The following is a 23,066-nucleotide window of genomic DNA, read 5'->3' as shown; positions in this document are numbered from 1 at the left end:
AAAACCGAGTGGACCTTATATCCTCCGAAATACATGTTTTAGTCGAGCCTACGGACAAATGTATGCGAAAAACCGAATACAATGTGCCGCCGGTAACGTAAATGTGCCAATTGTATGCGAAAAATCGAATACAAATGTGCCGCCAGTAACGTAAATGAGCCAAATGTATGCGAAAAATCGAATACAATGTGCCGCCGGTAACGTAAACAAGCCAAATGTATGCGAAAAACCGAATACAATGTGCCGCCGGTAACGTAAACGAGCCAAATGTATGCGAAAAACCGAATACAATGTGCCGCCGGTAACGTAAATGAGTCAGCGCTGTTATTCGCCCCGGATCACCCGGGAAGGGGCTTGTTATTAGGGATTAAGTGCAATACGGTCCGTCCCTAATATATGTGCTCATTTCATCGAAATAAAGCCATTCGGTCCGTAAGCGGAACCTCACTACGAAAGTGTATATGGATACGAGTATGGAATTACGGATGTACTCAGCTTGTAACTCTACCTCCAAGGACGACGTCAGGCGTTTTTCTTGTTTAGACTTACAAACCGAGTTTGTTGCGGTATTCCTGCGGTGTTATGCCATAATGCTTCTTGAATAGATGAATGAAATAGCTAGGTTTTTGATAGCCAAGCAAGGTAGAAATTTCATAGATTTTTTCAGGCGACTGCTCTAGCAAGAGAATTGCATTCTCCATACGAATACGAAGCGTATATTCACTGATTCCTTCACCAGTTTCAAGTTTGTAAATCTTCGAGAGATATGAAGGATTCAGATATACGCTTGAAGATATAGTCTGTAGTGAAGCTGTACCAGGGTTCTGCGCGATGTAATCCTGTACCTTGCGGATAATGGAGTTTCGGGAATCCTTCTCCACACTGCTAACCGAGCATCGGTAGCTGGCGATGACCCGTTCACTCCAGTTGCGTAGCTCATCGACTGTTTGCATAGGCTGCCCGCTAGTAACGGTGTAGAAATCTTCACCGATCGTGTCAGCCAGCCATTTTTTTGTGCGATGAATAAGTGAAGAAATGGAGGAGGCAATGGCAAAATAAGCTTCAAGGATATGCTCCTGTGAGTCTCGCCATTCTTCTTCCAGCTCTTTCAGGATTGCTGCCAGCTTATCGTTGGCTGCTTCCCATTGGCCCATTTCCAGCAGCAATTCGAGAGTCGGTGTTAGGTAGAGCTCATTTAGCTGCTGCATTTCACCGCGGTTTGGTTCCTTGGCTAGTGAAATGAACAATTCGGTATCCCTTCCGATGAAATGCCTGAAACTCGCCAGTGAGGACTGATACATGGTCCGGATATCTTGCGGAAATTGGCCTCTTTTACTCGTTAGAACGGATACGCCTACCTTTAAGTAGGATTTAGCCGCACGTTGGAGCTGAAAGGCCTGTGTTTCAATCCAGACATCTAGTTCCTCTTCTTCGCTTATCTTTGTTGATTCAATCGTATTTGGAAGGGACTTATCTGACAGCAAGCAGACGATAAATCCGTGCATATCTGTACAATGCCATAACGCCATACGGGGGCCGAACAGCTCAGCAGCAATGTTAGTCAGTGCATATTCAATGAGTGTCTCATCACTCTGATCGTACTCGCCTTCTGTTGTGTCTATCCTCAGCAGCATCATGCTGTAGGAAGTGCCTCTGGCAATGGGAACTTCATACATTTGAAGTTTTTTGGAAAGTGGACCTATGGCCGGGTCCTGCTTCAGAATGCAGCGTTCCTTTTCATTTATATAACAGCAAGGGAGGTAGATCCCTGAATTTATCCTAATCGTTTGAACCGGCCCTGAATCTCTACAGTCTCCACAACATTGACGAAGGAGCTTGGGTCTGCCTCAAGAATAGTTCTCCGCAGATTTGCAAGTTCATACCGAGTCGTTACTGTCATTAGCATGGTATTTCCCTCATGACTGTATCCACCCTCTGCATTGACGACAGTGATGCCATGAGGTAACTCTCTGAGACGGGTCAGCATCATCTCCCGTTCTTTGGTAACGATAAAGCAGGTCAGCTTCACATGGCGAATATGGATCATATCGACTACTCTACTCTTTACAAAAATACAGAGCATAGCGTATAAGGCGGAATCCCAGCTTTTAAAGAAGCCTAAACTCAGAATAACTAATCCATCCATTAAGAACATGATATTCCCCATGGGAATATCCCGTTTACGTGAAATAATCGAGCCTAATATATCAAATCCCCCAGAAGAGCCCCCAGTACGGAGAGAAAAACCAACGCCCCCAGCAATAATTACTCCGCCGAAAATACTTGCAAGAATGGGGTCCTTGGTCATTTGCACCTCAGGAATAATGGTAATGAACCAGGTGGTGGCCACGACGGAAAGCAAGCTTAGTAAGATGTACTTTTTCCCCACTGCAATAAATCCCCAGACAATTAAAGGAAGGTTTATTACAAAATAAAGCTTAGAAATGTACTTCGGATCCGTTAAATAACCGACGACCGAAGCCACCCCTGCTACCCCACCGCTCAGAAGCTGATGAGGAATTAGAAACAATCGCATCCCGCTTGCAATTAAAAAGGCTGAAAAAATAATGATAGCTACTTCCTTGAGTGGTCTGACTACGGTCCGCATGTTTTGCGGTAACCCGTAACTTCGAACTTGCATGACACAAATCCCCTCTTTTTCTTATGTCTTTATAGTCTGCTCTTTTTGAAAATATAAACCCACTATATTTCCAATTAACAAGGATACCACAGATGGAAGTGTTCGTAAAAAATAATTTTATCGTACTGATTATATTTATTTATATAGTTGTGTACTATGAACTCTTTCACAGTTGGACTTGCAATTCTGTCATTTCTCCTTGTCTAAAGTGAGTAATTATCGCATATCCATGGATAAGAGAAGGACAAACAAGCCCTGAATATCATTCTGTGTGAAATAGTAAAAGTTAGGAGTGGAGTGGATTGGACAAGTATGTAAGCTGGATGGCGACTCTTCGGCTGTTCTCGGGTAGTGCGGAGATTATAGCTGCACTGATTATGCTGCGCTTGAATCAGGTAGACAAGGCGCTCGCAGTCAATTCTGGACTAGCTTTGGTAGGTCCGACGATCTTGATATTGACGACAGCGATCGGACTTACAGGGATGGCTCAGCAGTTGTCCTGGAGCAAACTGGGCTGGGTCGGTTGCGGTGTAGCCTTTCTCTTAATCGGGATTCTAAAAAAATGATAGATGATAGGCATATTGAGCGCGTACAAGCATAAATATGGAATAAAGCAATTAGATAGAGGACAACTTGGGGGTACTTTGTATGGCTGATGATTGGTTGCAATTGTTTCCTGAAAAAGTAAGAGCACTATTAAAGTGCCTTCCCCTTCCGCTACTTGGAATGGTGGAAGAGATTCGGGTCCGTGAAGGTCGTCCGCTGGAGATTAACTATTCAGGTAAATATCACTTCCTTAGAGCAAATGGCAGCGTAACGCAAAGGCCGGAAGAAGCCTATAGGCCGGATCGGGAGGACACTCATAGACTGCTAGATCTGATCAGCAACCATTCACTATATACGATGGAAGAAGAGCTGAGAAAGGGATTTATTACGATTCCTGGCGGCCATCGAATAGGACTTGCTGGTCGGACGGTGCTGAGTGGTGGTGGTGTGGAGCATCTACGCGACATTACAAGCTTCAATGTCCGCATAGCCCGTGAGGTTCCCGGAGTCGCGGATAAAGTGCTACCTTATCTGCTGGACAAGGGGAGGCAGCGAATGATGCACACCTTGATCCTCTCGCCTCCACAGCACGGAAAGACAACACTTCTTCGCGATATCGCAAGACAAATCTCCTTAGGAGATTTGGGGAAGCGTGAAGGCGGAAGACCCGGTTTGAAGGTGGGGATTGTCGATGAACGTTCTGAGATTGCAGGAAGCAGACGCGGGATTCCCGCCTTTGATGTTGGTCCGCGCACAGATATTCTCGACGGCTGTCCCAAAGCTGAAGGCATGATGATGATGATTCGTTCCTTGTCACCGGATGTATTGATCGCTGATGAGATTGGTCGTCCTGAAGACGCTGAAGCAGTCACTGAAGCGCTGCATGCTGGAATATCAGTCGTTGCTTCGGCTCACGGTAAAGAAGTAATAGAACTGGCTCGTAGGCCCGGGCTTGGCGGGCTATTGGAACAAAAGATGTTCGAAAGATACGTCATTCTGCATCGCTCAGAAGCAGGGCTCTCCTTTCGTGTTCTGGATGGACAGAAACGCGGATTACTTCTTATCTCACCCGGGGATCGATTAGGTGGTGATTTACATGCTTAAGCTATTCGGTGCCGTTCTGATTGTGCTGGCTGGTACGCTAGCAGGGCTCCAATTTGCAAAACAATATGCAGACAGGCCAAGACATATCAGAGGCTTGATAGCAGCGCTACAGCGGCTGGAAACAGAAATTATGTACGGCTTTACCCCATTGCCTGAAGCTATGCGGCGTATTGGGATTCAGTCTAAGGAACCGCTCAAAACGTTGTTTATTAAAACAGCTGAGGAGATGAGCCCACCCCTTGATCGAAGTGCCCAGGATGCCATTCAGAGGGCTATGGACTCGCATTGGAAGTCTACCGCATTGAAGGGGACAGAAAAAGAGATTCTCCGCCAGCTCAGTTGTACTCTCGGTACAAGCGATAGGTCCAATCAGAGCACTCATATCGCGTTAGCATTGCAGCAATTGAAGCAGGAGGAGTCGGTGGCCAGAGAGGATCAAGGCAAATATGAAAAATTGAGTAAAAGCCTGGGTCTGCTGCTTGGAGCATTGATCGTCATTTTGATCTTTTAGCGAGGTGCCAGGAATGAATATTGAAGTCAATGCGATTTTTCAAATTGCCGGCATTGGCATAATTATCGCCATGATACACACGGTGCTTAAACAGATGGGAAAAGAAGATTTCGCACATTGGGTTACCGTAATCGGGTTCGTCGTTGTGCTATTTATGGTTATTCGAATGCTGGACGGACTGTTGCAGGAAATAAAAACGATCTTTCTTTTTCAATAGGCGTGCTATGGAGATCATTCAAGTTGTTGGAATAGGGCTGATATCGACCATATTGATTCTCGTGCTGAAGGAACAAAAACCGATGTTTGCCTTTCTCCTCGCTACTGCCACAGGGATTCTGATCTTCCTGTTTCTAATCGGCAAGATTGGAATGATACTTTCCACACTGGAGCGGGTGGCAGAGTCATCGGGGATGGAAATGATCTATTTGAAGACCGTGTTCAAAATCATCGGAATTTCATATATCGCTGAATTTGGAGCACAGATTGTGCGTGATGCAGGGCAGGAATCGATTGCTTCCAAAATAGAGCTCGCCGGAAAAGTCCTCATTATGGTACTAGCTGTACCCATTATCAGCATCATTATTGAAACGGTCATGAAGCTGCTACCTGCTTAAAGCAATTGAAGGAAGCTAAGCAACGATTAGGGAGGAGAAGTTATGCAAAAGTGCAGTGTTTTTCGTCCTCCAAAATTAAAAATAATACTGTTGCTGCTTCCATGCTTCTTCATTCTATGGTTTGCAGGTACAGCTCAGGTGGCCATAGCTTCTCCAGCAACTCCAGCACCTGGATCGGGGAACTCCTCCCCAGTAGACCAGTGGGTCAAGGGTCAGGTGAACAATCTGCCAACAGATAAGGTGGAGTCGTACTGGGATCAACTGATGAAGGATTACGGAGGTTTTTTTCCAGACGGGGCAACACCATCACTTATGGACATGCTGCTTCCAGGGGATAAGGGACTCAGCTTACAAGGTGTATTATCTGGGCTTCTTGGATTTATGTGGCATGAGGTGCTGTACAACGGAAGGCTGCTGGTCACGATTGTCATGGTCAGTGTGCTCAGCATGATACTGGAGACGCTACAAACCGCTTTTGAGCGAAAAACGGTCAGCAAGGTGGCTTATACGCTCTGTTATATGGTAGTGCTCGTTATTGCCGTGAACAGCTTCAATATCGCTATAGGTTATGCGAAGGATGCTATCGACCGGATGATTGATTTTATGATGGCCATGATTCCGCTACTGTTCGCGTTACTAGCTTCCATGGGGAACATTGTTACCGTCTCGGTCACACATCCACTAATTGTTTTTATGATTCATACCGTTGGCACACTGATCCACACCATTGTCTTTCCACTATTATTCTTCTCGGCGGTGCTGCATCTCGTAAGTGCATTGTCGGAGAAATACAAGCTGACCCAGTTGGCGAATCTGCTAAGAAATATCGGGGCTGGATTACTAGGAGTACTGCTCACTGTGTTCCTCGGTGTGATTTCAGTCAGGGGAATTACGAGTTCAGTGACAGATGGTGTTACGATCCGGGCCGCTAAATATATTACAGGCAACTTTGTTCCGGTCATCGGAAAAATGTTCGCAGATGCAACAGACACAGTGATCTCAGCTTCACTCCTGGTGAAGAACGCTATTGGGCTATCCGGAGTGATCATCATTTTGTTCCTTTGCGCTTTTCCGGCGATCAAAATTCTGGTGCTTGCTCTGATCTACAATGTAGCTGCTGCTGTAATGCAGCCATTAGGAGAGACGCCGATTGTGGTCTGCCTCCAGACGATCGGAAAAAGCATGGTGTACGTATTCGCTGCTTTGGCAGCTGTATCGTTAATGTTTTTTATGGCTGTCACGATCATGCTAACCGCTGGCAATTTAACCGTCATGATGAGGTGAGCTTGATGGCTATGCTAACAAAACTTAGCGGGTGCTTACGAAGCTAGTTTTGTACGAAGAAATTCTCTGAATGCTATGCTAACAAAACTTTTAGGAGGGAAACGATGAGCTGGTTGGGCGATTGGCTACGAGAGATCATACTTGTCGTGCTGCTAGCATCATTCGTTGAATTACTGCTCCCAAGCAAATCCATGGAGCGTTATGCAAGGCTGGTGCTGAGCCTCCTGATCTTACTTACCATGCTTAGCCCGATCGTTTCTCTCCTTAAAGGTGACGCAATAGCCGAGCTGAGTATAGCCATGGGGCGTCAGGAGAAAGAGGGAGGCTTATTCACAGGAGGGGGAAGTGGAGATCCCTCTTTGGAAAAGATTCTGGTAGATGGTCAAAAGCTTGCACAAGGGCGACAGGATCAAAGCCTAAAGCTGGCCGCAGAAGAGGTTGCTGAGCAAATGAGGGAGCAGATCATCAGCGAGACCGGCAAACGCGGGGTTAATGTCACTGTAACGCTCGGCATGGGGAAATCCGGCGGCTCCGGTAATGAAGATATTCCTGTCATCTCTGCAGTGAAGGTCTCAATGTCCCAAGCAACAGCTAATTCCATAGGGGCTTCCGGTAATTCCAGCGCAGCCGCTGCTCCGCCGATTGCAATCGCTCCTGTAGAGCCTGTAGAAGTAAAGATCGGTACAAATCCAGAGAGTGGATCAGCTTCTGCAGATGAGCCCAAAGCAGTGAATGGAAATGTAACAGAAAATAACACGACTTCAAGTGAAACGGAGTCCATCGTAAAGCTGTTGGAACAAAAATGGGATTTGGATCCCAAAGTAATCCAAGTGGATGGCGGCGTTGTGAATAACGTCAAGTTATGAGTCTGTAGCTTCTAAACTATCAATGTTAGGAGGGATAGGAGTGGGCAATTGGCTGAAAAAGCTGGAGCAATGGGCTGGGGGTGGGGCTGGCAGTCCGAAGAGAAGTCATACTTTCCGCTGGCTAATCATTCTGGGTCTGCTGGGCGCAGCGATTATGCTGTTTAATTCCTTCGTCAATGTGAAGAAGATTGATAACGAGAATACGGGGCGTGAGCCACCGCTGAATCAGTCCTCCCAAACGGCGCTGGTACAGAGTGATCCTGGAGCTACTAACTCGTTCGAGAGTATTGAACAGACACTGGAGAACCGGACGAAGGAGATTTTGGAAAAAATCGTTGGTGTCGGTACCGTTGATATCATGGTCACTGTGGAATCCACGGAAGAAATTGTCGTGGTGCGAAATATGAACGACTCCCAGCAGCTTAGTGAGGAGACGGATGCCAGTGGTGGAAAACGTCACACGACACAATATACGAGGGATGGCGAAATCGTAACCTACTCGCAATCGGGTGATGAAACACCTATTGTGACGAAGCGGATTAAGCCTCAGGTACGCGGCGTACTGGTAGTTGCCAAAGGTGCAGAGAACAAAGTCGTTCGTGGACTTATCGAGCAGGCTATCGAAAAAGGCTTGAATGTCCCAATTCAGCGCATTTCAGTAGTACCACGCAAACAAGAGTAGCAGGAGAAAGTCAAGAAGTGAGTGCTTCCGAAGTAGCCACTAGATTAAATTTTAGGAGGAATTAAGAATGAACGGCAAAAGACAAACAATATGGTTGGTTTCTATGCTCAGTTTGATGGTTGTACTCTCGGCATACTATTTATTTACTGAAGATTCAGGTGCATCGGTTCCAAAAGACACAGCAGGAACTATGCAGGTAGACTCCTTGAAAAAAGATACAGCAAACGCAGCATTACCAACGGTTGGCGACAAAGGAATCGTTGTGAACGAAGTGGTCAATCAAGGAGATGTTGTTGCTGATGGAGGCGTTGTAGATAACGCTACAGCCACTGACGATAGTGCAGCTACTGCAACTACTGATGACAGTGCAACTACAGCGGTTAAGGATGATAGTAGTAAAGCTGCAGTAGACAGCGGTAACTCTGAGAAAGCTTCGACGGACACTGCTGCAAAAGACTCCAGTAAAACTTCTGACACGGCAGCTAAGGACACGGCAGCTAAGGACACAGCAGCTAAGGACACAGCAGCTAAGGATACAGCAACTAAGGATACGGCAGCTAAGGATACAGCGGCTACTACAACATCCAAAACCCCTGCTAAGAATGATAAAGAAATCCTGGATGAAGTAGCTTCACAAAGTGTATCGGCGAGCAGCATGTTCACTAACTACCTGTATGAACGTGAGCAAAAGAATCTAAAGAGTCAACAAGACTTACTCGCTTTGATTAACGATATGGAGAAGACGCCTGCTGATAACGCAGTTGCTCAAGAACAGCTCCTTAACCTTGAAGAAAAAGAATCTAAAATTACGGGCATCGAAGAACAGCTTCAACAAAAATATGGGGAAGCCATCGTGAAGGAAGAAGCTGGGGACAGCTATAAAGTAGTCGTACTGAGTGACAAGCTGGATGTAAAACAAGCGGTTAGCATCGTTGATCTCGTAATGAAGGAACTGAGTGTGTCTCAGGATAAAGTTAGTGTTCAATACGTTTCCGAGAAATAATAAGACGTGAAATTATAGGAAAAATGACGAAAGAGCTCGGGTTCTCCCGGGCTCTTTCCATTTCTAGCGTTTATGATATAATACATAAAGTTATCTTGTCCGCTTAAGAAGTGGCTTCGAGAGAAAGCTGAAGGAGTGAACTAATGTATGTTCAAGTTGAGCGAAATTAAGGAATTAATTAAATTGCTGGACCAGACCTCCTCTGTACATGAGTTGGAGATCGAAAGCGAAGGAATGAAGCTTGCAATTCGCAAACCGGATCGCCCTGAAGCTGATGGAACAGCAGTACTGGCGACTCCTTATAATGCCTATCCCTTTACGCCTGCCCCGCAGCCGCAGAGCGTGCAGCAAGTGTCCTATCCAGTAATCAGTGAGGTTCCTCCAGCGCAGCAGCCACAAGCCGTCGCAGAAGGCAAACTACATAAAATTGTATCTCCAATGGTGGGAACATTTTATAGTGCCGCTTCTCCGGAAATGCCATCGTTCGTTAATGTTGGAGACCGTGTTGGTGAGAAAACAACGGTATGCATTATCGAAGCGATGAAGCTGATGAATGAGCTGGAAGCGGAGATTAAAGGTGAAATCGTGTCCGTACTGGCCGAGAATGGTCAGCTTGTAGAATACGGTCAACCACTATTCTTGGTTAAACCGGAATAAATACCGCAGATTACTTATGGAGCGGAAGCTTCGCAAAACTTTGGGAGGAAACGCATGAACATTCAAAAAGTGTTGATTGCCAACCGCGGCGAAATCGCGGTCCGCATTATTAGGGCCTGCCGAGAACTGGGCATTTCCACCGTCGCGGTCTATTCGGAACCCGACCGGGATTCACTGCATGTCCGGTTGGCTGATGAAGCTTACTGCATCGGTCCGATGCCGTCCAAGGACAGCTATCTGAACTTTACAAATATTATGAGTGTAGCCACCTTAACAGAATGTGATGCCATCCATCCTGGTTATGGATTTTTAGCTGAGAATGCAGATTTTGCAGAAATTTGTGAATCTTGCAATATTATCTTCATTGGGCCATCTCCAGATGCAATCAACCGTATGGGTGATAAAGCTGTGGCGAAGGAAACCATGAAGCTGGCTGGAGTTCCGATCATCCCGGGCTCAGATGGCCTTGTAGGTGATGTTGAGGAAGCCGTCATGCTGGGTCGTGATATCGGATACCCGATTATCATTAAGGCTACCGCAGGTGGCGGGGGTAAGGGCATTCGGATTGCTGAGGACGAGGAATCATTGGTGAAGCAGATTACTGCTGCACAACAGGAAGCGCAGAAGGCGTTCGGCAACGCTGGTGTATATTTGGAAAAGTACCTTACAGGTATGAAGCACGTAGAAATTCAAATTATTGCAGATAAGCATGGTAATGTAGTGCATTTAGGTGAACGCGACTGTTCCGTACAGCGTCGTCGCCAAAAGCTGATTGAAGAGGCACCTTGTTCTGTACTTACACCGGATATCCGTGAAGCGATGGGGAATGCAGCAGTTCGTGCAGCACTCGCTGTGAATTATTCGGGAGCGGGAACGCTTGAATTCTTGCTTGGACCGGATGGACAGTTCTACTTCATGGAGATGAATACTCGTATTCAGGTAGAGCATCCGGTAACGGAAATGGTTACGGGTGTGGATTTGATCAAGGAAATGATTTCGGTTGCAGAAGGAAATCCTTTGTCATTTACACAGGAAGATATCGTGATTAATGGCTGGTCGATTGAATGCCGTATCAATGCGGAAGATCCAGAACGTAATTTTATGCCTTCACCAGGTAAAATCGGCTTTTATTTGCCGCCTGGAGGTCTCGGTGTTCGTGTAGACAGTGCGGCGTACCCTGGTTATACGATTTCCCCTTTCTATGATTCTATGATTGCAAAGCTGATTGTATGGGCACCCACACGTCAGGAAGCGATTGCAAAGATGAAGCGCGCCTTGGCTGAATTTGCCGTGGAGGGAATCCATACTACGATCCCTTTCCATCAGAAACTGTTGGAGCATCCTGTATTTCTGGATGGTAATTTTGACATCAAGTTTCTGGAAGAGTATGAAATTTAGGACGACTTCGCTTTGTTTGTCATAAAGTTCGTCAAATGATATAGTATGTTTAATAAGAGACGTGCTTTACGCTTGAATTTATGAGAATCTTTGTTGAAAGGTGTGAAGTCTAAAATGAGTACATTGCCGACAGAATACGAACGGACAGAAATCGGTGAGATCCAGATTGCTCCTGAAGTGATCGAGGTGATCGCAGGTTTAGCGACCGTTGAGGTTAAAGGTGTAGCTGGCATGAGCGGTGGTTTCGCCGGTGGTATTGTTGAGCTTCTCGGACGTAAGAACTTGTCTAAAGGAGTTAAAGTAGAGGTTGGACAACGCGAAGCTGCAGTGGATGTTTCTGTAATCATTGAATATGGTAACCGTCTTCCTGAAGTGGCTGCTGAAATTCAGCGTAATGTTAAGCGTTCCATCGAGACTATGACTGGTCTGACTGTTGTGGAAGTGAATGTGCATATTCATGATGTACAATTCAAGAACAACAACACTGTAGACAAGAACGAGGAAGCTGAAACGGTTCTTCGCGTGAAATAACAGTCGTCGTTCTTCCATAAACCCCCGACAGTAAAGTCGAGGGTTTACTCTAATTTAAGGAGGTTATGAGACTCGTGGCAAAAATTTTGGACAGACTTTTGCTGTTTGTCTACAGCTTAAGTATCGGAATATTATCTGTTATTGCCATCCTCCTCTTGAGCGGTGCTATTCCTAAAACTTTGGAGATTGAGAATGGACCAGCAGCTTATATTACTGCAATTGTAGTAGCAGTTGTCTTGTTCCTTCTGAGCATCCGATTTTTCTACATCTCTTTGCGTCGTGATCGCGCTTCTTTACCTTCTGTTGATCAGCGTACAGAGTATGGGGATATCCAGATTTCAGTGGAGACCATTGAGAATCTGAGTCTGAAGGCTGCCGGTAAAGTGAAGGGAATCAGAGATCTCAAATCGCGTATTCGCGTTTCTCAGGCGGGCCTTGAAATTACAATTCGCGCAGTAGTGGATGGTGAACATTCATTGCCGCTACTAACCACAGAAGTGCAACGTCAGGTGCATGATTTTGTGCAGGAGACAACCGGTATTCCGGTTGCTGATGTGTCTGTATATATTGCTAACCTCACGCAGTCTCCAAGCTTCAAAAGTCGAGTGGAATAGAGGTGAATTTCCCTTATGTCTTGGAAAGAAGTATGGGAAAGTCACGGGGGTAGAATCGCCGGAGTGACTTTCGGCATTGGTCTAGGTTTGATATATTTAATTTGCGGTTTTTGGGATATGTTGTTCTTTGCACTGGTAGTGTTCATCGGATATACGTTCGGCAAAAGAAAGGATAACGCAGAGGCTCCCCTGTTTCAGTGGCAGGAGCTGATTACGCGTCTATCCGGACGCTGGCGTCCCTTCAAGTGAACCGCGATAGTCTTTTTCCCGGAGCAGGAAGCCGTAAGTTTGTGTTGTCCAATGCCCCTGGAAGAAAGACTTTGCGGTTTTTTTAATTGTGAAAGATATCTTTAACGGACATCGGACAATAATCCTCTAAGGATTAGGGATAGAATTCGAAGGATTTGGGCTTAAAATAATTATAGGCGATGTGATTAAAGTCTGAATTATTATCACACTTGAGGTGTGAAGTTATATTTATGGTTGCCCGACGTTATAGAAGTTTGAGTAAAGATGTTAATGCGATATAAGATTTTAGGAGGAACACATGAAAAGACGTATAGCGAGAGAGATTATTGTCCAAAGCCTGTATCAGATGGAAATGAACGATGTAGAGAGCGCGGAAGCTGTGGAAATGCTGCTGGAGGAAGCTTCAGAGGAGAATGAAACAGAGCGTGTAATTACGGACGAAATTCAGCTTAAGCACTATGTGGTGGAGCATGTAAACGGTGTGTGGGAGCACAAGGTTGCAATTGACGATATGCTTGAGCATTACTTGAAAGGCTGGCAAATGAGCCGTCTGTCACGTGTGGATCGTCAAATTTTACGTCTTGCGGCGTATGAAATGGTGTTCGCGAATGATGTTCCGGCTAAGGTTGCTGTAAATGAGGCTATAGATTTGGCCAAGCATTTTGGAACGGATGATTCCGGTAAGTTTGTAAACGGTGTGCTTGGTAAGATGATCCAGGAGATCGATACAATTAAAGCTGACCATTCTTAATTTTTAAAAAAATAAGCAAGTATAAGTTATTCACCTATTCTTTATGTTTTATATTTCTCGCATAAACGCTTACCGTCCACGTAAGGACGCCGAAGGCGTTTATGCTTGTACAATAGTAAAGTATATAAAAGGGGAGAGACTATCATGACAGCAGCAATCATCAGTGGTAAACAAGTATCTGAGGAAATTCGTATTGGTATTGCCCAGGAGGTTGCTGAACTGGCGAAACGTGGCGTGAAGCCCGGTCTGGCAGTAATTCTAGTAGGTGAAGATCCAGGATCACAAGTTTATGTTCGCAACAAGGAAAAATCTTGTATCAGCCTTGGTTTCCATTCGGAAGTGCATAAACTGGATGAGTCTACTACTCAAGAAGAATTGCTGGCTCTCGTAGCGCAGCTTAATGGACGCGATGATATTGATGGGATTCTAGTTCAACTTCCATTGCCTAAGCATATTGAGGAAAAAGCTGTTATTGATGCGATCTCCGTGGAGAAAGACGTTGACGGCTTCCACCCTGTAAATGTAGGTAACCTAGTGATTGGTGCTGACAGTCTGCTTCCTTGTACACCTGCAGGTGTAATTGAACTAATCAAACGTACAGGAACAGGAATGGCTGGTAAACATGCTGTGGTCATTGGCCGCAGTAATATTGTAGGTAAGCCAGTGTCTTTGTTATTGCAACGTGAGAATGCTACTGTGACGATGTGCCATTCCCGTACAGCTAATATGCAAGAAATTAGCCGTCAAGCAGATATTCTAGTTGTTGCGATCGGACGCGCGAATTTCATTGACGCTTCTTACGTGAAACCGGGTGCTGTTGTCATTGATGTAGGTATGAACCGTTTGGATAACGGTAAGCTTGCGGGTGACGTTGATTATGATAGTGCAAAAGAAGTTGCCGGATACATCACACCTGTTCCGGGTGGGGTTGGACCGATGACAATTACAATGCTGATGAGCAACACGCTGATTGCGGCTAAGCGCCGTCACGGCTTGGAATAGGGGTAGGAATTCATGGCGGCAGAGCGGCAGGTCTATTCGATAAAAGAACTCAACCGTTACATCCGCATGAAGCTAGACTCGGATAATTTACTTTCGGATGTATGGATTCGCGGAGAGATTTCCAACTTTACGCATCATGGTAGCGGTCATATGTATTTCACGCTAAAGGATGAGAGCAGTCGGATCAAGGCGATTATGTTTGCTTCTCATAACCAGCGCCTACCCTTTATTCCGAAGGAAGGTGCTCGGGTAATTGCTAGAGGTAATGTGACCGTATATGAACGGGACGGGCAGTACCAGTTCTATGCCACACACATGCAGCCAGATGGAATTGGTAGTCTATATTTAGCCTATGAGCAGCTGAAGAGCAAGCTTGAGCAAGAGGGGCTGTTTGCAGAAGCGCGTAAACGTCCTTTGCCTCGCTTTCCAAAGTGCATTGGCGTGATTACTTCGCCAACGGGGGCAGCTGTGCGGGATATCGTGATTACACTCCAGCGGCGGTTTCCGCAGGTGGCTATTGTAATCTATCCCGTACTGGTGCAAGGCAAAGGCGCCGCGCCATCGATCGTGAAGGCGATTGGAGCGTTGAACCGCATGGATGAGGCCGACGTGCTTATCGTCGGCCGCGGCGGCGGTTCGCTCGAGGAGCTGTGGGCGTTCAACGAGGAGGAAGTCGCGCGAGCGATATCGGCATCAAGGATTCCGGTCATCTCGGCCGTTGGCCACGAGACCGATTTCACGATTGCCGATTTCGCCGCCGATCTCCGCGCGGCTACGCCCACAGCGGCCGCGGAGCTAGCCGTGCCACACGCCGGCGAGCTAGCTGCGCAGCTTCGCCAGCAACAGCAGCGGCTGCGCCAAGCGCTGCAAAGACGCGCCCAGCGCGGACGCGAGCGTCACGCGGGGCTGGAACGCTCGCTGGCGCTGGCAGGCCCGCGCCGCTCGCTGATGCAGCACACGCAGCGGCTGGATCAGCTGCGTGAGCGGCTCCAGCGCTCAGCGGATGCACGGCTCAGCCGTTCCCGCGAGCGCAAAGCTGTGCTGCATCATAGTCTGCAGCGGTTCCATCCGCACGGCAGTGTTGCTGCTGCGCGTCAGCGCACCGAAAGCATGCGCCGTGAGCTGATGGGTGCGATGCAGGCCCGCCTGCAGGAGAAGCGAGCTCGCTATGTAGCGGAGATTCGTCATCTGGATGCACTGAGCCCTCTTAAAGTTATGTCGAGAGGCTACAGCTTAGTCTATGACGAAGCGGAAGAACATTTAATCAAATCGCTGACCGAAGTACAGCTTGGCGATCTTGTAGTGATAAAGATGAATGACGGACAGCTGAACTGCCAGGTATGGGGAATGAAGGAGGATGGCAAAGACGATGACGAAGGAAGCGGAACTTGATTTTGAAGGCGCCATGGACCGGCTGGAGGAAATCGTACGTGAGCTTGAACACGGCGACGTTCCCCTGGAGAAGGCCATCGATTTATTTCAGCAAGGTATGAAGTTATCTCAGCTTTGCGGCAGCAAGCTTGAGCAGGTTGAGCGTAAGATCGAAATGATTACCCTAGAGGACGGAGAACTGCGAAAGAAGCCGTTTGGTGCACGTCTGGAAGGGGACGCCGATGACTCGCTTTGAGCATGAGCTTGAGAGAAACTCTGAAGGAGAAACACTGCGTCAGCCACTGGAGGATTACATCGCGTCCTTAAGCGATCTAGTCTCACATGAACTAGAGGTTATTCTCCCCACGCAATGGATGGTTCCAGAGAATTTGCAGCAAGCCATGAAGTACTCACTTATGGCTGGGGGCAAACGCCTCCGGCCACTGCTGGTAATTATCGCATGTGAAGCACTGGGAGGAAGCCGAGAGGCTGCCCTGCCTGTCGCTGCTGCTATAGAGATGGTACATACCTACTCGTTAATTCATGATGATTTGCCTGCCATGGATAATGATGATTATCGGCGCGGGAAGCTGACGAATCATAAAGTCTTCGGGGAAGCGACCGCTATTCTTGCGGGTGATGCCCTTCTGACCCATGCTTTCTACAGTGTGGTACAAGCCTCGCGTAAATTTGGCGTCCCTGCGGAAAGTGTACTATCCATCGTGGAGGATTTGGCGGAAATGGCAGGTCCTCGTGGTATGGTTGGCGGTCAGATTGCAGATATGGAAGGCGAGCAGGGTCTAACCGATCTTGCACAGCTAAAGTACATTCATCTGCATAAGACAGGAGATTTGATTATCTTTTCGCTACTAGCTGGCGGTCGTATTGCAGGTGCTAACGAGCAGCAGCTTGAGGCTTTGCATAAATTTGGAACAGCCATTGGACTCGCTTTTCAAATCCAGGATGACATTCTAGATTTGGTTGGAGACGAAGGTAAACTTGGCAAAAAAACAGGCAGTGATGTTAAGCAGCATAAAGTAACCTATCCTTATTTTATTGGCCTCGAAGCATCGCGAGAAGAAGTGAAGCAGCTTACAGAAACAGCCCGTAATGCTGTTCTGAACGGTGGCTTTCATGACAGCCAACGCCTGCTGGAAATTGCAGATTACTTAATGGCACGTGATCACTAATTATGAACTTTCGAAACGGCTGTATTTCGACAGCCGTTTCGTTTGTGTTATAATGGGTTTTATATAATTTACAACATCTAGGAAAGCGGGGAACTATACGTGCTGCTTCCACAAATAAATGATCCTAAGCAACTAAAATCATTGTCAGTCGATGAATTAACTACCTTAGCGGAGGAAATTCGTCGATTTCTGATTGAGAAGCTTACAGCAACTGGGGGGCACCTCGGATCCAATCTAGGAGTCGTGGAGCTCACTTTGGCTTTGCATTATTGTTATAACAGCCCTCGTGACAAAATGATTTACGACGTTGGCCACCAGGCTTATGTTCACAAGATTCTGACTGGTCGTCAAGACCGCTTCGATACCCTGCGTAAATATCAGGGCTTGTGCGGCTTCGTTAAGCGCTCCGAAAGTGAGCATGATGTGTGGGAAGCTGGACATAGCAGTACCTCATTATCGGCAGCAATGGGGATGGCGATGGCTCGCGATCTCAAGGGTGAAGACAATAAGGTTATTGCGGTGATTGGTGACGGTGCTCTTACTGGTGGAATGGCGTTTGAAGCACTTAACCATATTGGCCATGAGAAGCGTAAGCTGATGGTTATTTTGAACGATAATGAAATGTCAATTGCTCCTAATGTAGGGGCGATGCATAATTATCTAAGCAAAATACGTTCAGATCGCCACTATTTGCGTGCCAAAGATGAAGTAGAAGGGCTGCTTAAGAAGATTCCGGCTATCGGAGGACGATTAGCGAAGACTGCTGAACAGTTAAAGAATAGTCTCAAATATATGATGGTACCTGGAGTATTGTTTGAAGAGCTCGGCTTTACGTATCTCGGTCCTGTAGACGGACATGATCTGGAGAAGATGATTGACACCTTCCACCAAGCAGATAACGTGGCTGGACCTGTGTTGGTACATGTACTAACAACTAAAGGTAAGGGCTACAAACCGGCTGAGACCGATTTCTATAAATCACATGCCATTTCACCATACAAAATTGAGTCGGGTCAGGCGCTTAAAGCTGTGGGTCCTCCAATGTACACGGAAGTATTTGGCGAGACGCTGATCGAACTGGGTCGGGAAGATTCCCGTCTGATTGCTGTTACACCTGCGATGCCAGGAGGCTCGGGTTTATTTCCTTTTGCTAAGGAATTTCCCGATCGTATGATTGATGTCGGGATTGCCGAGCAACATGCGGCTACGCTTTGTGCAGCTTTGGCTATGGAAGGGATGAAGCCGGTATATGCGGTTTATTCTACCTTCATGCAGCGTGCCTATGATCAGATCGTCCATGATATTTGCCGGCATAACGCGAATGTTATGTTCGCCATTGACCGCGCGGGGTTTGTAGGTGCGGATGGTGAGACTCATCAGGGTGTGTACGATGTTGCTTTTATGCGCCATATTCCGAATATGGTGATGATGATGCCAAAAGACGAAAATGAGCTGCGTCATATGATGAAGACGGCGCTTGAATATAATGACGGTCCGATTGCTTATCGCTATCCGCGTATTAACGGTACAGGTGTAGCAATGGATCCTGAGCTGCGTACTATTCCAATCGGATCATGGGAACGACTGCGTACAGGCGAAGGTTATGCTGTTGTAGCCTGCGGACCTATGGTTCAAGTGGCTGAAGAAGCCGCTGATTTACTCAAGCGGGAAGGGATTCAGGTAGGCGTCGTAAATGCGCGGTTCCTGAAGCCACTCGACAACTCCATGCTGCTTGATTTGGCTCACGCTGGAACCAACATGGTTGTTATTGAAGAGGCTTGCCAAGCGGGAAGCCTCGGCAGCTCGGTATTAGAATTCTACGCAGAGAATGAAATTTATGACGCTCGTGTACATCTGATGGGTGTACCTGACATCTTTGTGGAGCACGGCTCTATTAAAGAACAGCGCCAGGAAACAGGTCTTACTGTAGAGGCGCTATGTGCACGTATCAAGTCCATGATGGCTTTGAGTGCTTATAACTACAAAACAACTTCGTCTTCCTAAATGGAAGCCGGAAATTAGCAACCCTTTGAACGATCGGGAGATGACCATGGAACACCGTAAAGAACGGATAGATGTACTACTTGTTGAGCAAGGTTTTTATGAAAGCCGTGAGAAGGCTAAAGCAGCCATTATGGCAGGACTGGTGCTCGCGGATGAAGAACGCATTGAAAAGGCTGGTATGAAGGTGTCACGGGAGGCTACCCTTAAGGTTAAAGGCTCTGTGCATCCTTATGTCAGTCGTGGAGGACTAAAGCTGGAGAAGGCTCTACGCCAATTTAATATTGATCTTACGGGACGGACCATGCTGGACATCGGTGCTTCTACTGGAGGCTTTACGGATTGTGCACTTCAGAATGGAGTAAGCCATGTGTACGCGATTGATGTTGGCTATAATCAGCTGGATTGGTCGCTGCGTAATGATGAACGCGTTAGTGTGATGGAACGAACGAATTTCCGATATATGACGCCTCCAGATTTGGTGGGTCCGATTCCAGATTTTGCGAGTATTGATGTTTCATTTATCTCTTTAAAAATAATTCTTCCACCGCTCAAAGCTTTGCTTAAGCGCCCGGCGGATATTGCTGCGCTGATCAAGCCGCAGTTTGAGGCAGGACGGGAGAAGGTTGGTAAATCAGGTGTAATTCGTGATTCTGCTGTTCATAAAGAGGTATTAATTAATGTACTGACCATGGCGGCAGAGCTAGGTTACCAGCTGCAGGGATTAACTTTTTCACCGATTACAGGCGGGGAAGGCAATATTGAGTTTCTTGCTCACTGGAGACTAACACCTGAATTGGCGGAAGCTGAAGAAGGTACATTACAGCCTTCAGATGCTGTATCATCAGTCATTCCAGTGGAGGATTTCCCATCCCTAGCGGATGAAGTGATTAAGCAGGCTACGGGTACTTTTAATGTAAATTCGACTCATGGAAACTCATCGCGCCGGTGAGTTTCTTTTTCCATATGGAAAATAACAATTATTTGGAAAGCTTCTAAAAAGGCAGCTTAGAAGAAGGAATTGGCATGGCTTCACGCGAATAAATCACCGAGGTGATTGATAGTGGCGGGTAGCTCTGACAAGGTCGTCATGGCGTTTATTGGAGTAGCATTATCGATTTTTATAATTTATCGGATATATATATGGCTGCAAAATTCTCCGCGTTCTTTCATGAAGGATCAGATCCCGTTTAATAAAGTGATTATTCCTCACCCATCTATAGACATACTAGAGGATGAAGGGTACGAGGTCGTTGGAGGGAAGCTCAAAATCCCGTTGTCCTTCAACGTAAACGGGGCGCAGATGTATAGCCGGTTATTTATAGATTATGTGGCGACTAAAGAGGAAGGATCAATATATTTGGTTATCCTTTCTAGACCACGCAAACCTTTGGATTTCACAGGCAGTGGCTTACGAGATACCTTGCTTCCGTACTTGCTGATTTATCCGGAATGTAGCGGAGTTTTGTATGTTAATACTGCAGCGGGATCTATTCAAGTAATTAAGCTTGGCAGAGATGACGGAGAATCAAACTGAGTCCATATTTAACTAGGTGTATGCTTCCGAAGTAGTTTTGCCGAAGCAATTCGGGGAGCATCGCTTACAAAACTAAGTTCATGCTTCCGATGTAGTTTTGTCGCTGCTAATCTGGAAGTGTCGCTTACAAAACTTTTAGGAGGCAACAATGAAGGGTCAACGACATATTAAGATACGTGAGATTATTACGCAAAAGGATATCGAGACACAGGACGAGCTGGTAGAAGCCTTGCGTGAATCTGGTTTTCAGGTTACTCAAGCTACAGTATCTCGAGACATTAAAGAGCTATTGCTCATCAAGGTTCCTATGGATGATGGAAGATACAAATATTCGCTTCCAACTGACCAACGGTACAATCCAATACAGAAGCTGAAGCGCGTTTTGGTGGATAATTTTGTGCAGATCGATTCATCGGCTAATCTTGTGGTGATGAAATGCTTACCAGGGACGGCTAACTCAGTCGCTGCTTTGATTGATAATATTGACTGGCCACAAATTATGGGGACCATCTCTGGTGATGATACCATTCTAATTATTTGCCGCCAGCCTGAGGACAGTAAGACTGTAATTTCACAAATCATGGGTTACATTTCTTAAATTATAAGAAAGTATAAATTTCATTATATTCTTATCATCTTCTCGGAGGTGCTCTATTAGTGTTAGAAACCTTGTCTATCCGCAATCTAGCCGTCGTTGAGGCGGTAGATGTGCATTTTTATCCTGGCTTCCATGTGCTCACAGGGGAGACTGGGGCAGGTAAATCCATTATTATTGATGCGCTTGGACTGATTGCCGGAGGGCGCGGCTCCGCGGATTCTATTCGTTACGGTTGTGAAAAAGCAGAGATGGAAGCGCTCTTCAGCCTCCCTAGCGGTCATCCCGTCTGGGATACTTTAGAGCGTCTTGGCATTGAGGCTCAGCGTGAGGAGCATCTTATAATACGCCGTGAGCTCACCTCTCAGGGTAAAAGTACATCACGAGTAAACGGACAGATGGTCAATCTTACTATGCTACGTGAAATTGGCGAGCAGCTGGTTAATATTCATGGACAGCATGAACACCAAAACTTATTGAAGGCAGAACGACATTTGGGACTGTTAGATACATACGGAGAACCCATTATCGGGCCGCTAAAAGCGGTATATCAGGAAAAGTATTCAGCCTTTGCAAAAGTGGAGAAAGAGCTCCGAGAGCTGCAGGAATCCAGCCAAAAGGCTTATCAAATGCTTGATTTGTACCGTTTTCAATTAGAAGAAATTTCATCTGCAGCATTAAAACCGGGAGAAGATGAATTACTTGCCGAAGAACGGGTCAAACTATCCCACAGTGAGAAAATGATGGATTCCGTATCCGGTGCATATGAGCTTCTCTACGATAGACAAGGCTTAGAATCCATAGGTAATGTCATTTCCAGACTCGAGGATGCGGTTCGTTATGATGAAAAGGGTCTTAAATCCGTGCTTGAGCAGCTGCAATCTTCTTATTATCAACTAGAGGATGCTGCATTTCAGCTTCGTGATTACCGAGAAGAGATCGAATTCAATCCACAGCGACTCGAAGAAATCGAGAATCGTCTCGATTTAATTACCGGCCTCCGCCGTAAATACGGAGATAGTGTAGAACAGATCTTGGCTTATTATGAACAAATCCATCGGGAAACCGATCTGCTTGAGAATAAAGATGAATATCTGGAGAAACTGACGACCAAACGCGATGCATTGCTGTCTGTATTGATGGAAGCAGCTACTGAATTAAGTGAAGCACGGAAGCTGTGTGCGTCTGATTTAGCCACGCAAGTGGAGAGTGAGCTTAAAGATCTTCAGATGGAAAGAACTTCGCTACAGGTTAAATTAGACACGTTGGAGGACCCACGTGGAGTTGATTATAAGGGTCGGCGTATTCGTCTTACAAGACAAGGGATCGACAGTGCGGAATTTATGATTTCCCCTAACCCTGGCGAGCCGTTAAGACCTCTTGGCAAAATTGCCTCGGGTGGTGAGTTGTCGCGAATTATGTTGGCAATGAAGAGTATTTTTGCGCGTCATGATGCGATTCCAGTTCTGATTTTTGATGAGGTAGATACCGGTGTGAGTGGTCGGGCTGCTCAATCCATTGCAGATAAACTGTATAAGCTGTCCTCCACTTGTCAGGTGTTCTCCATTACGCACTTACCGCAGGTGGCTTGTATGGCTGATCATCAGTACTTAATCCGCAAAAAGGTTGAGGACGGAAGAACCATGACGGAAGTGGAATCACTCTCGAATGATGGACGTGTAATGGAGCTGGCCCGAATGCTGGGTGGGGTGGAAATTACCGAAAAAACATTGCACCATTCGCAGGAAATGCTTAATTTGGCCGAGGCAAGTAAGGCTGCAACAAGCTAAGCGGAACAATGATTGACAGTAATAAAAGCCTGGGGGCAAGGTTATCTTATAGGTACGCAATTGGCGACCACCTTTTTCGTCAAGCGAAAGAAGCAAAAGGGAGCGTGACAGCCATTGAAGCCTAACCTC

The 23,066-nt window shown here is 46.4% G+C and carries 26 protein-coding genes; 24 read left to right on the top strand and 2 right to left on the bottom strand.

The annotated features are described in order from the left end of the window. Positions 1-545: 545 nt before the first annotated feature. Both NYE25_RS12425 and NYE25_RS12420 read right to left on the bottom strand, forming a co-directional pair. Entirely contained in the window at positions 546-1,637 is a 1,092-nt protein-coding gene (locus tag NYE25_RS12425) for a helix-turn-helix transcriptional regulator (RefSeq protein WP_341146018.1), read from the bottom strand. A 137-nt stretch (positions 1,638-1,774) separates the two neighbouring features. Beyond that, positions 1,775-2,641: a YitT family protein gene (locus NYE25_RS12420; protein ID WP_081382878.1), complete on the bottom strand. Its 867-nt coding sequence runs from the start codon at positions 2,639-2,641 to the stop codon at positions 1,775-1,777. A gap of 302 nt (positions 2,642-2,943) precedes the next feature. On the opposite strand from NYE25_RS12420, the gene NYE25_RS12415 reads away from it, so the two are divergent. The 24 genes from NYE25_RS12415 (at position 2,944) to recN (ending at position 22,937) form a co-directional block, all read left to right on the top strand. Beyond that, on the top strand, positions 2,944-3,207 hold the full coding sequence (locus tag NYE25_RS12415; RefSeq protein ID WP_371915730.1) for a YqhV family protein: 264 nt from the start codon (positions 2,944-2,946) through the stop codon (positions 3,205-3,207). 82 nt (positions 3,208-3,289) lie between these two features. Continuing rightward, a complete protein-coding gene (gene spoIIIAA / locus NYE25_RS12410) occupies positions 3,290-4,291 on the top strand; it encodes a stage III sporulation protein AA (protein WP_076284476.1) in 1,002 nt (333 codons plus the stop codon). Then, positions 4,284-4,802: a stage III sporulation protein SpoIIIAB gene (gene spoIIIAB / locus NYE25_RS12405; protein ID WP_076284477.1), complete on the top strand. Its 519-nt coding sequence runs from the start codon at positions 4,284-4,286 to the stop codon at positions 4,800-4,802. Before spoIIIAA ends, spoIIIAB begins: the two co-directional genes overlap by 8 nt. A gap of 13 nt (positions 4,803-4,815) precedes the next feature. Continuing rightward, positions 4,816-5,019, top strand: a complete 204-nt coding sequence (gene spoIIIAC / locus NYE25_RS12400; protein WP_036682849.1) for a stage III sporulation protein AC — start codon at positions 4,816-4,818, stop codon at positions 5,017-5,019. A 7-nt stretch (positions 5,020-5,026) separates the two neighbouring features. Continuing rightward, positions 5,027-5,416, top strand: coding sequence for a stage III sporulation protein AD (gene spoIIIAD / locus NYE25_RS12395; protein WP_042129828.1), 390 nt, complete (start codon positions 5,027-5,029; stop codon positions 5,414-5,416). A gap of 42 nt (positions 5,417-5,458) precedes the next feature. Then, entirely contained in the window at positions 5,459-6,700 is a 1,242-nt protein-coding gene (spoIIIAE, locus tag NYE25_RS12390) for a stage III sporulation protein AE (RefSeq protein ID WP_042190464.1), read from the top strand. A gap of 104 nt (positions 6,701-6,804) precedes the next feature. Beyond that, entirely contained in the window at positions 6,805-7,566 is a 762-nt protein-coding gene (spoIIIAF, locus tag NYE25_RS12385; protein WP_341146017.1) for a stage III sporulation protein AF, read from the top strand. 40 nt (positions 7,567-7,606) lie between these two features. Beyond that, positions 7,607-8,248, top strand: a complete 642-nt coding sequence (gene spoIIIAG, locus NYE25_RS12380) for a stage III sporulation protein AG (protein ID WP_042190462.1) — start codon at positions 7,607-7,609, stop codon at positions 8,246-8,248. 67 nt (positions 8,249-8,315) lie between these two features. Beyond that, a complete protein-coding gene (locus NYE25_RS12375; RefSeq protein ID WP_341146016.1) occupies positions 8,316-9,251 on the top strand; it encodes a SpoIIIAH-like family protein in 936 nt (311 codons plus the stop codon). A gap of 147 nt (positions 9,252-9,398) precedes the next feature. Beyond that, positions 9,399-9,908, top strand: a complete 510-nt coding sequence (gene accB / locus NYE25_RS12370; RefSeq protein WP_149646747.1) for an acetyl-CoA carboxylase biotin carboxyl carrier protein — start codon at positions 9,399-9,401, stop codon at positions 9,906-9,908. Between the two features lie 54 nt (positions 9,909-9,962). Further along, the gene (gene accC, locus NYE25_RS12365; protein ID WP_042190455.1) at positions 9,963-11,306 is read left to right on the top strand and encodes an acetyl-CoA carboxylase biotin carboxylase subunit; all 1,344 of its coding nucleotides are present in this window, start codon (positions 9,963-9,965) and stop codon (positions 11,304-11,306) included. A gap of 114 nt (positions 11,307-11,420) precedes the next feature. Next, positions 11,421-11,837: an Asp23/Gls24 family envelope stress response protein gene (locus tag NYE25_RS12360; RefSeq protein WP_042132343.1), complete on the top strand. Its 417-nt coding sequence runs from the start codon at positions 11,421-11,423 to the stop codon at positions 11,835-11,837. Positions 11,838-11,911: 74 nt separating this feature from the next. Continuing rightward, positions 11,912-12,451, top strand: a complete 540-nt coding sequence (gene amaP, locus NYE25_RS12355) for an alkaline shock response membrane anchor protein AmaP (protein ID WP_042129814.1) — start codon at positions 11,912-11,914, stop codon at positions 12,449-12,451. 15 nt (positions 12,452-12,466) lie between these two features. Next, positions 12,467-12,700 carry a DUF2273 domain-containing protein gene (locus NYE25_RS12350; RefSeq protein WP_042190453.1) on the top strand — a complete coding sequence of 78 codons (234 nt, stop codon included), beginning with the start codon at positions 12,467-12,469 and terminating at the stop codon, positions 12,698-12,700. Between the two features lie 298 nt (positions 12,701-12,998). Next, positions 12,999-13,451: a transcription antitermination factor NusB gene (gene nusB / locus NYE25_RS12345; protein ID WP_042190451.1), complete on the top strand. Its 453-nt coding sequence runs from the start codon at positions 12,999-13,001 to the stop codon at positions 13,449-13,451. 144 nt (positions 13,452-13,595) lie between these two features. Continuing rightward, positions 13,596-14,453: a bifunctional methylenetetrahydrofolate dehydrogenase/methenyltetrahydrofolate cyclohydrolase FolD gene (gene folD / locus NYE25_RS12340; RefSeq protein ID WP_042129810.1), complete on the top strand. Its 858-nt coding sequence runs from the start codon at positions 13,596-13,598 to the stop codon at positions 14,451-14,453. A gap of 12 nt (positions 14,454-14,465) precedes the next feature. Further along, on the top strand, positions 14,466-15,845 hold the full coding sequence (gene xseA / locus NYE25_RS12335; protein WP_341146015.1) for an exodeoxyribonuclease VII large subunit: 1,380 nt from the start codon (positions 14,466-14,468) through the stop codon (positions 15,843-15,845). After that, entirely contained in the window at positions 15,823-16,080 is a 258-nt protein-coding gene (xseB, locus tag NYE25_RS12330) for an exodeoxyribonuclease VII small subunit (RefSeq protein ID WP_042129807.1), read from the top strand. Before xseA ends, xseB begins: the two co-directional genes overlap by 23 nt. Beyond that, positions 16,067-17,014 carry a polyprenyl synthetase family protein gene (locus tag NYE25_RS12325; protein WP_341146014.1) on the top strand — a complete coding sequence of 316 codons (948 nt, stop codon included), beginning with the start codon at positions 16,067-16,069 and terminating at the stop codon, positions 17,012-17,014. The genes xseB and NYE25_RS12325 overlap by 14 nt, the downstream gene beginning before the upstream one ends. A 99-nt stretch (positions 17,015-17,113) precedes the next feature. Next, entirely contained in the window at positions 17,114-19,018 is a 1,905-nt protein-coding gene (gene dxs / locus NYE25_RS12320) for a 1-deoxy-D-xylulose-5-phosphate synthase (protein ID WP_076284485.1), read from the top strand. A gap of 46 nt (positions 19,019-19,064) precedes the next feature. Further along, positions 19,065-19,967 carry a TlyA family RNA methyltransferase gene (locus tag NYE25_RS12315; protein ID WP_042190442.1) on the top strand — a complete coding sequence of 301 codons (903 nt, stop codon included), beginning with the start codon at positions 19,065-19,067 and terminating at the stop codon, positions 19,965-19,967. A 111-nt stretch (positions 19,968-20,078) separates the two neighbouring features. After that, positions 20,079-20,552, top strand: a complete 474-nt coding sequence (locus NYE25_RS12310) for a hypothetical protein (protein WP_256716299.1) — start codon at positions 20,079-20,081, stop codon at positions 20,550-20,552. Between the two features lie 148 nt (positions 20,553-20,700). Further along, positions 20,701-21,150 carry a transcriptional regulator AhrC/ArgR gene (gene ahrC / locus NYE25_RS12305; RefSeq protein WP_042190440.1) on the top strand — a complete coding sequence of 150 codons (450 nt, stop codon included), beginning with the start codon at positions 20,701-20,703 and terminating at the stop codon, positions 21,148-21,150. 59 nt (positions 21,151-21,209) lie between these two features. Continuing rightward, a complete protein-coding gene (gene recN, locus NYE25_RS12300) occupies positions 21,210-22,937 on the top strand; it encodes a DNA repair protein RecN (RefSeq protein WP_339266301.1) in 1,728 nt (575 codons plus the stop codon). Positions 22,938-23,066: the final 129 nt, after the last annotated feature.

The sequence above is a fragment of the Paenibacillus sp. FSL E2-8871 genome (assembly GCF_038000345.1).
Classification (GTDB): Bacteria; Bacillota; Bacilli; order Paenibacillales; family Paenibacillaceae; genus Paenibacillus_AQ.
Note: the sequence above shows the minus strand (reverse complement) of the source record. Positions and strands in the feature narration are given on the sequence as shown.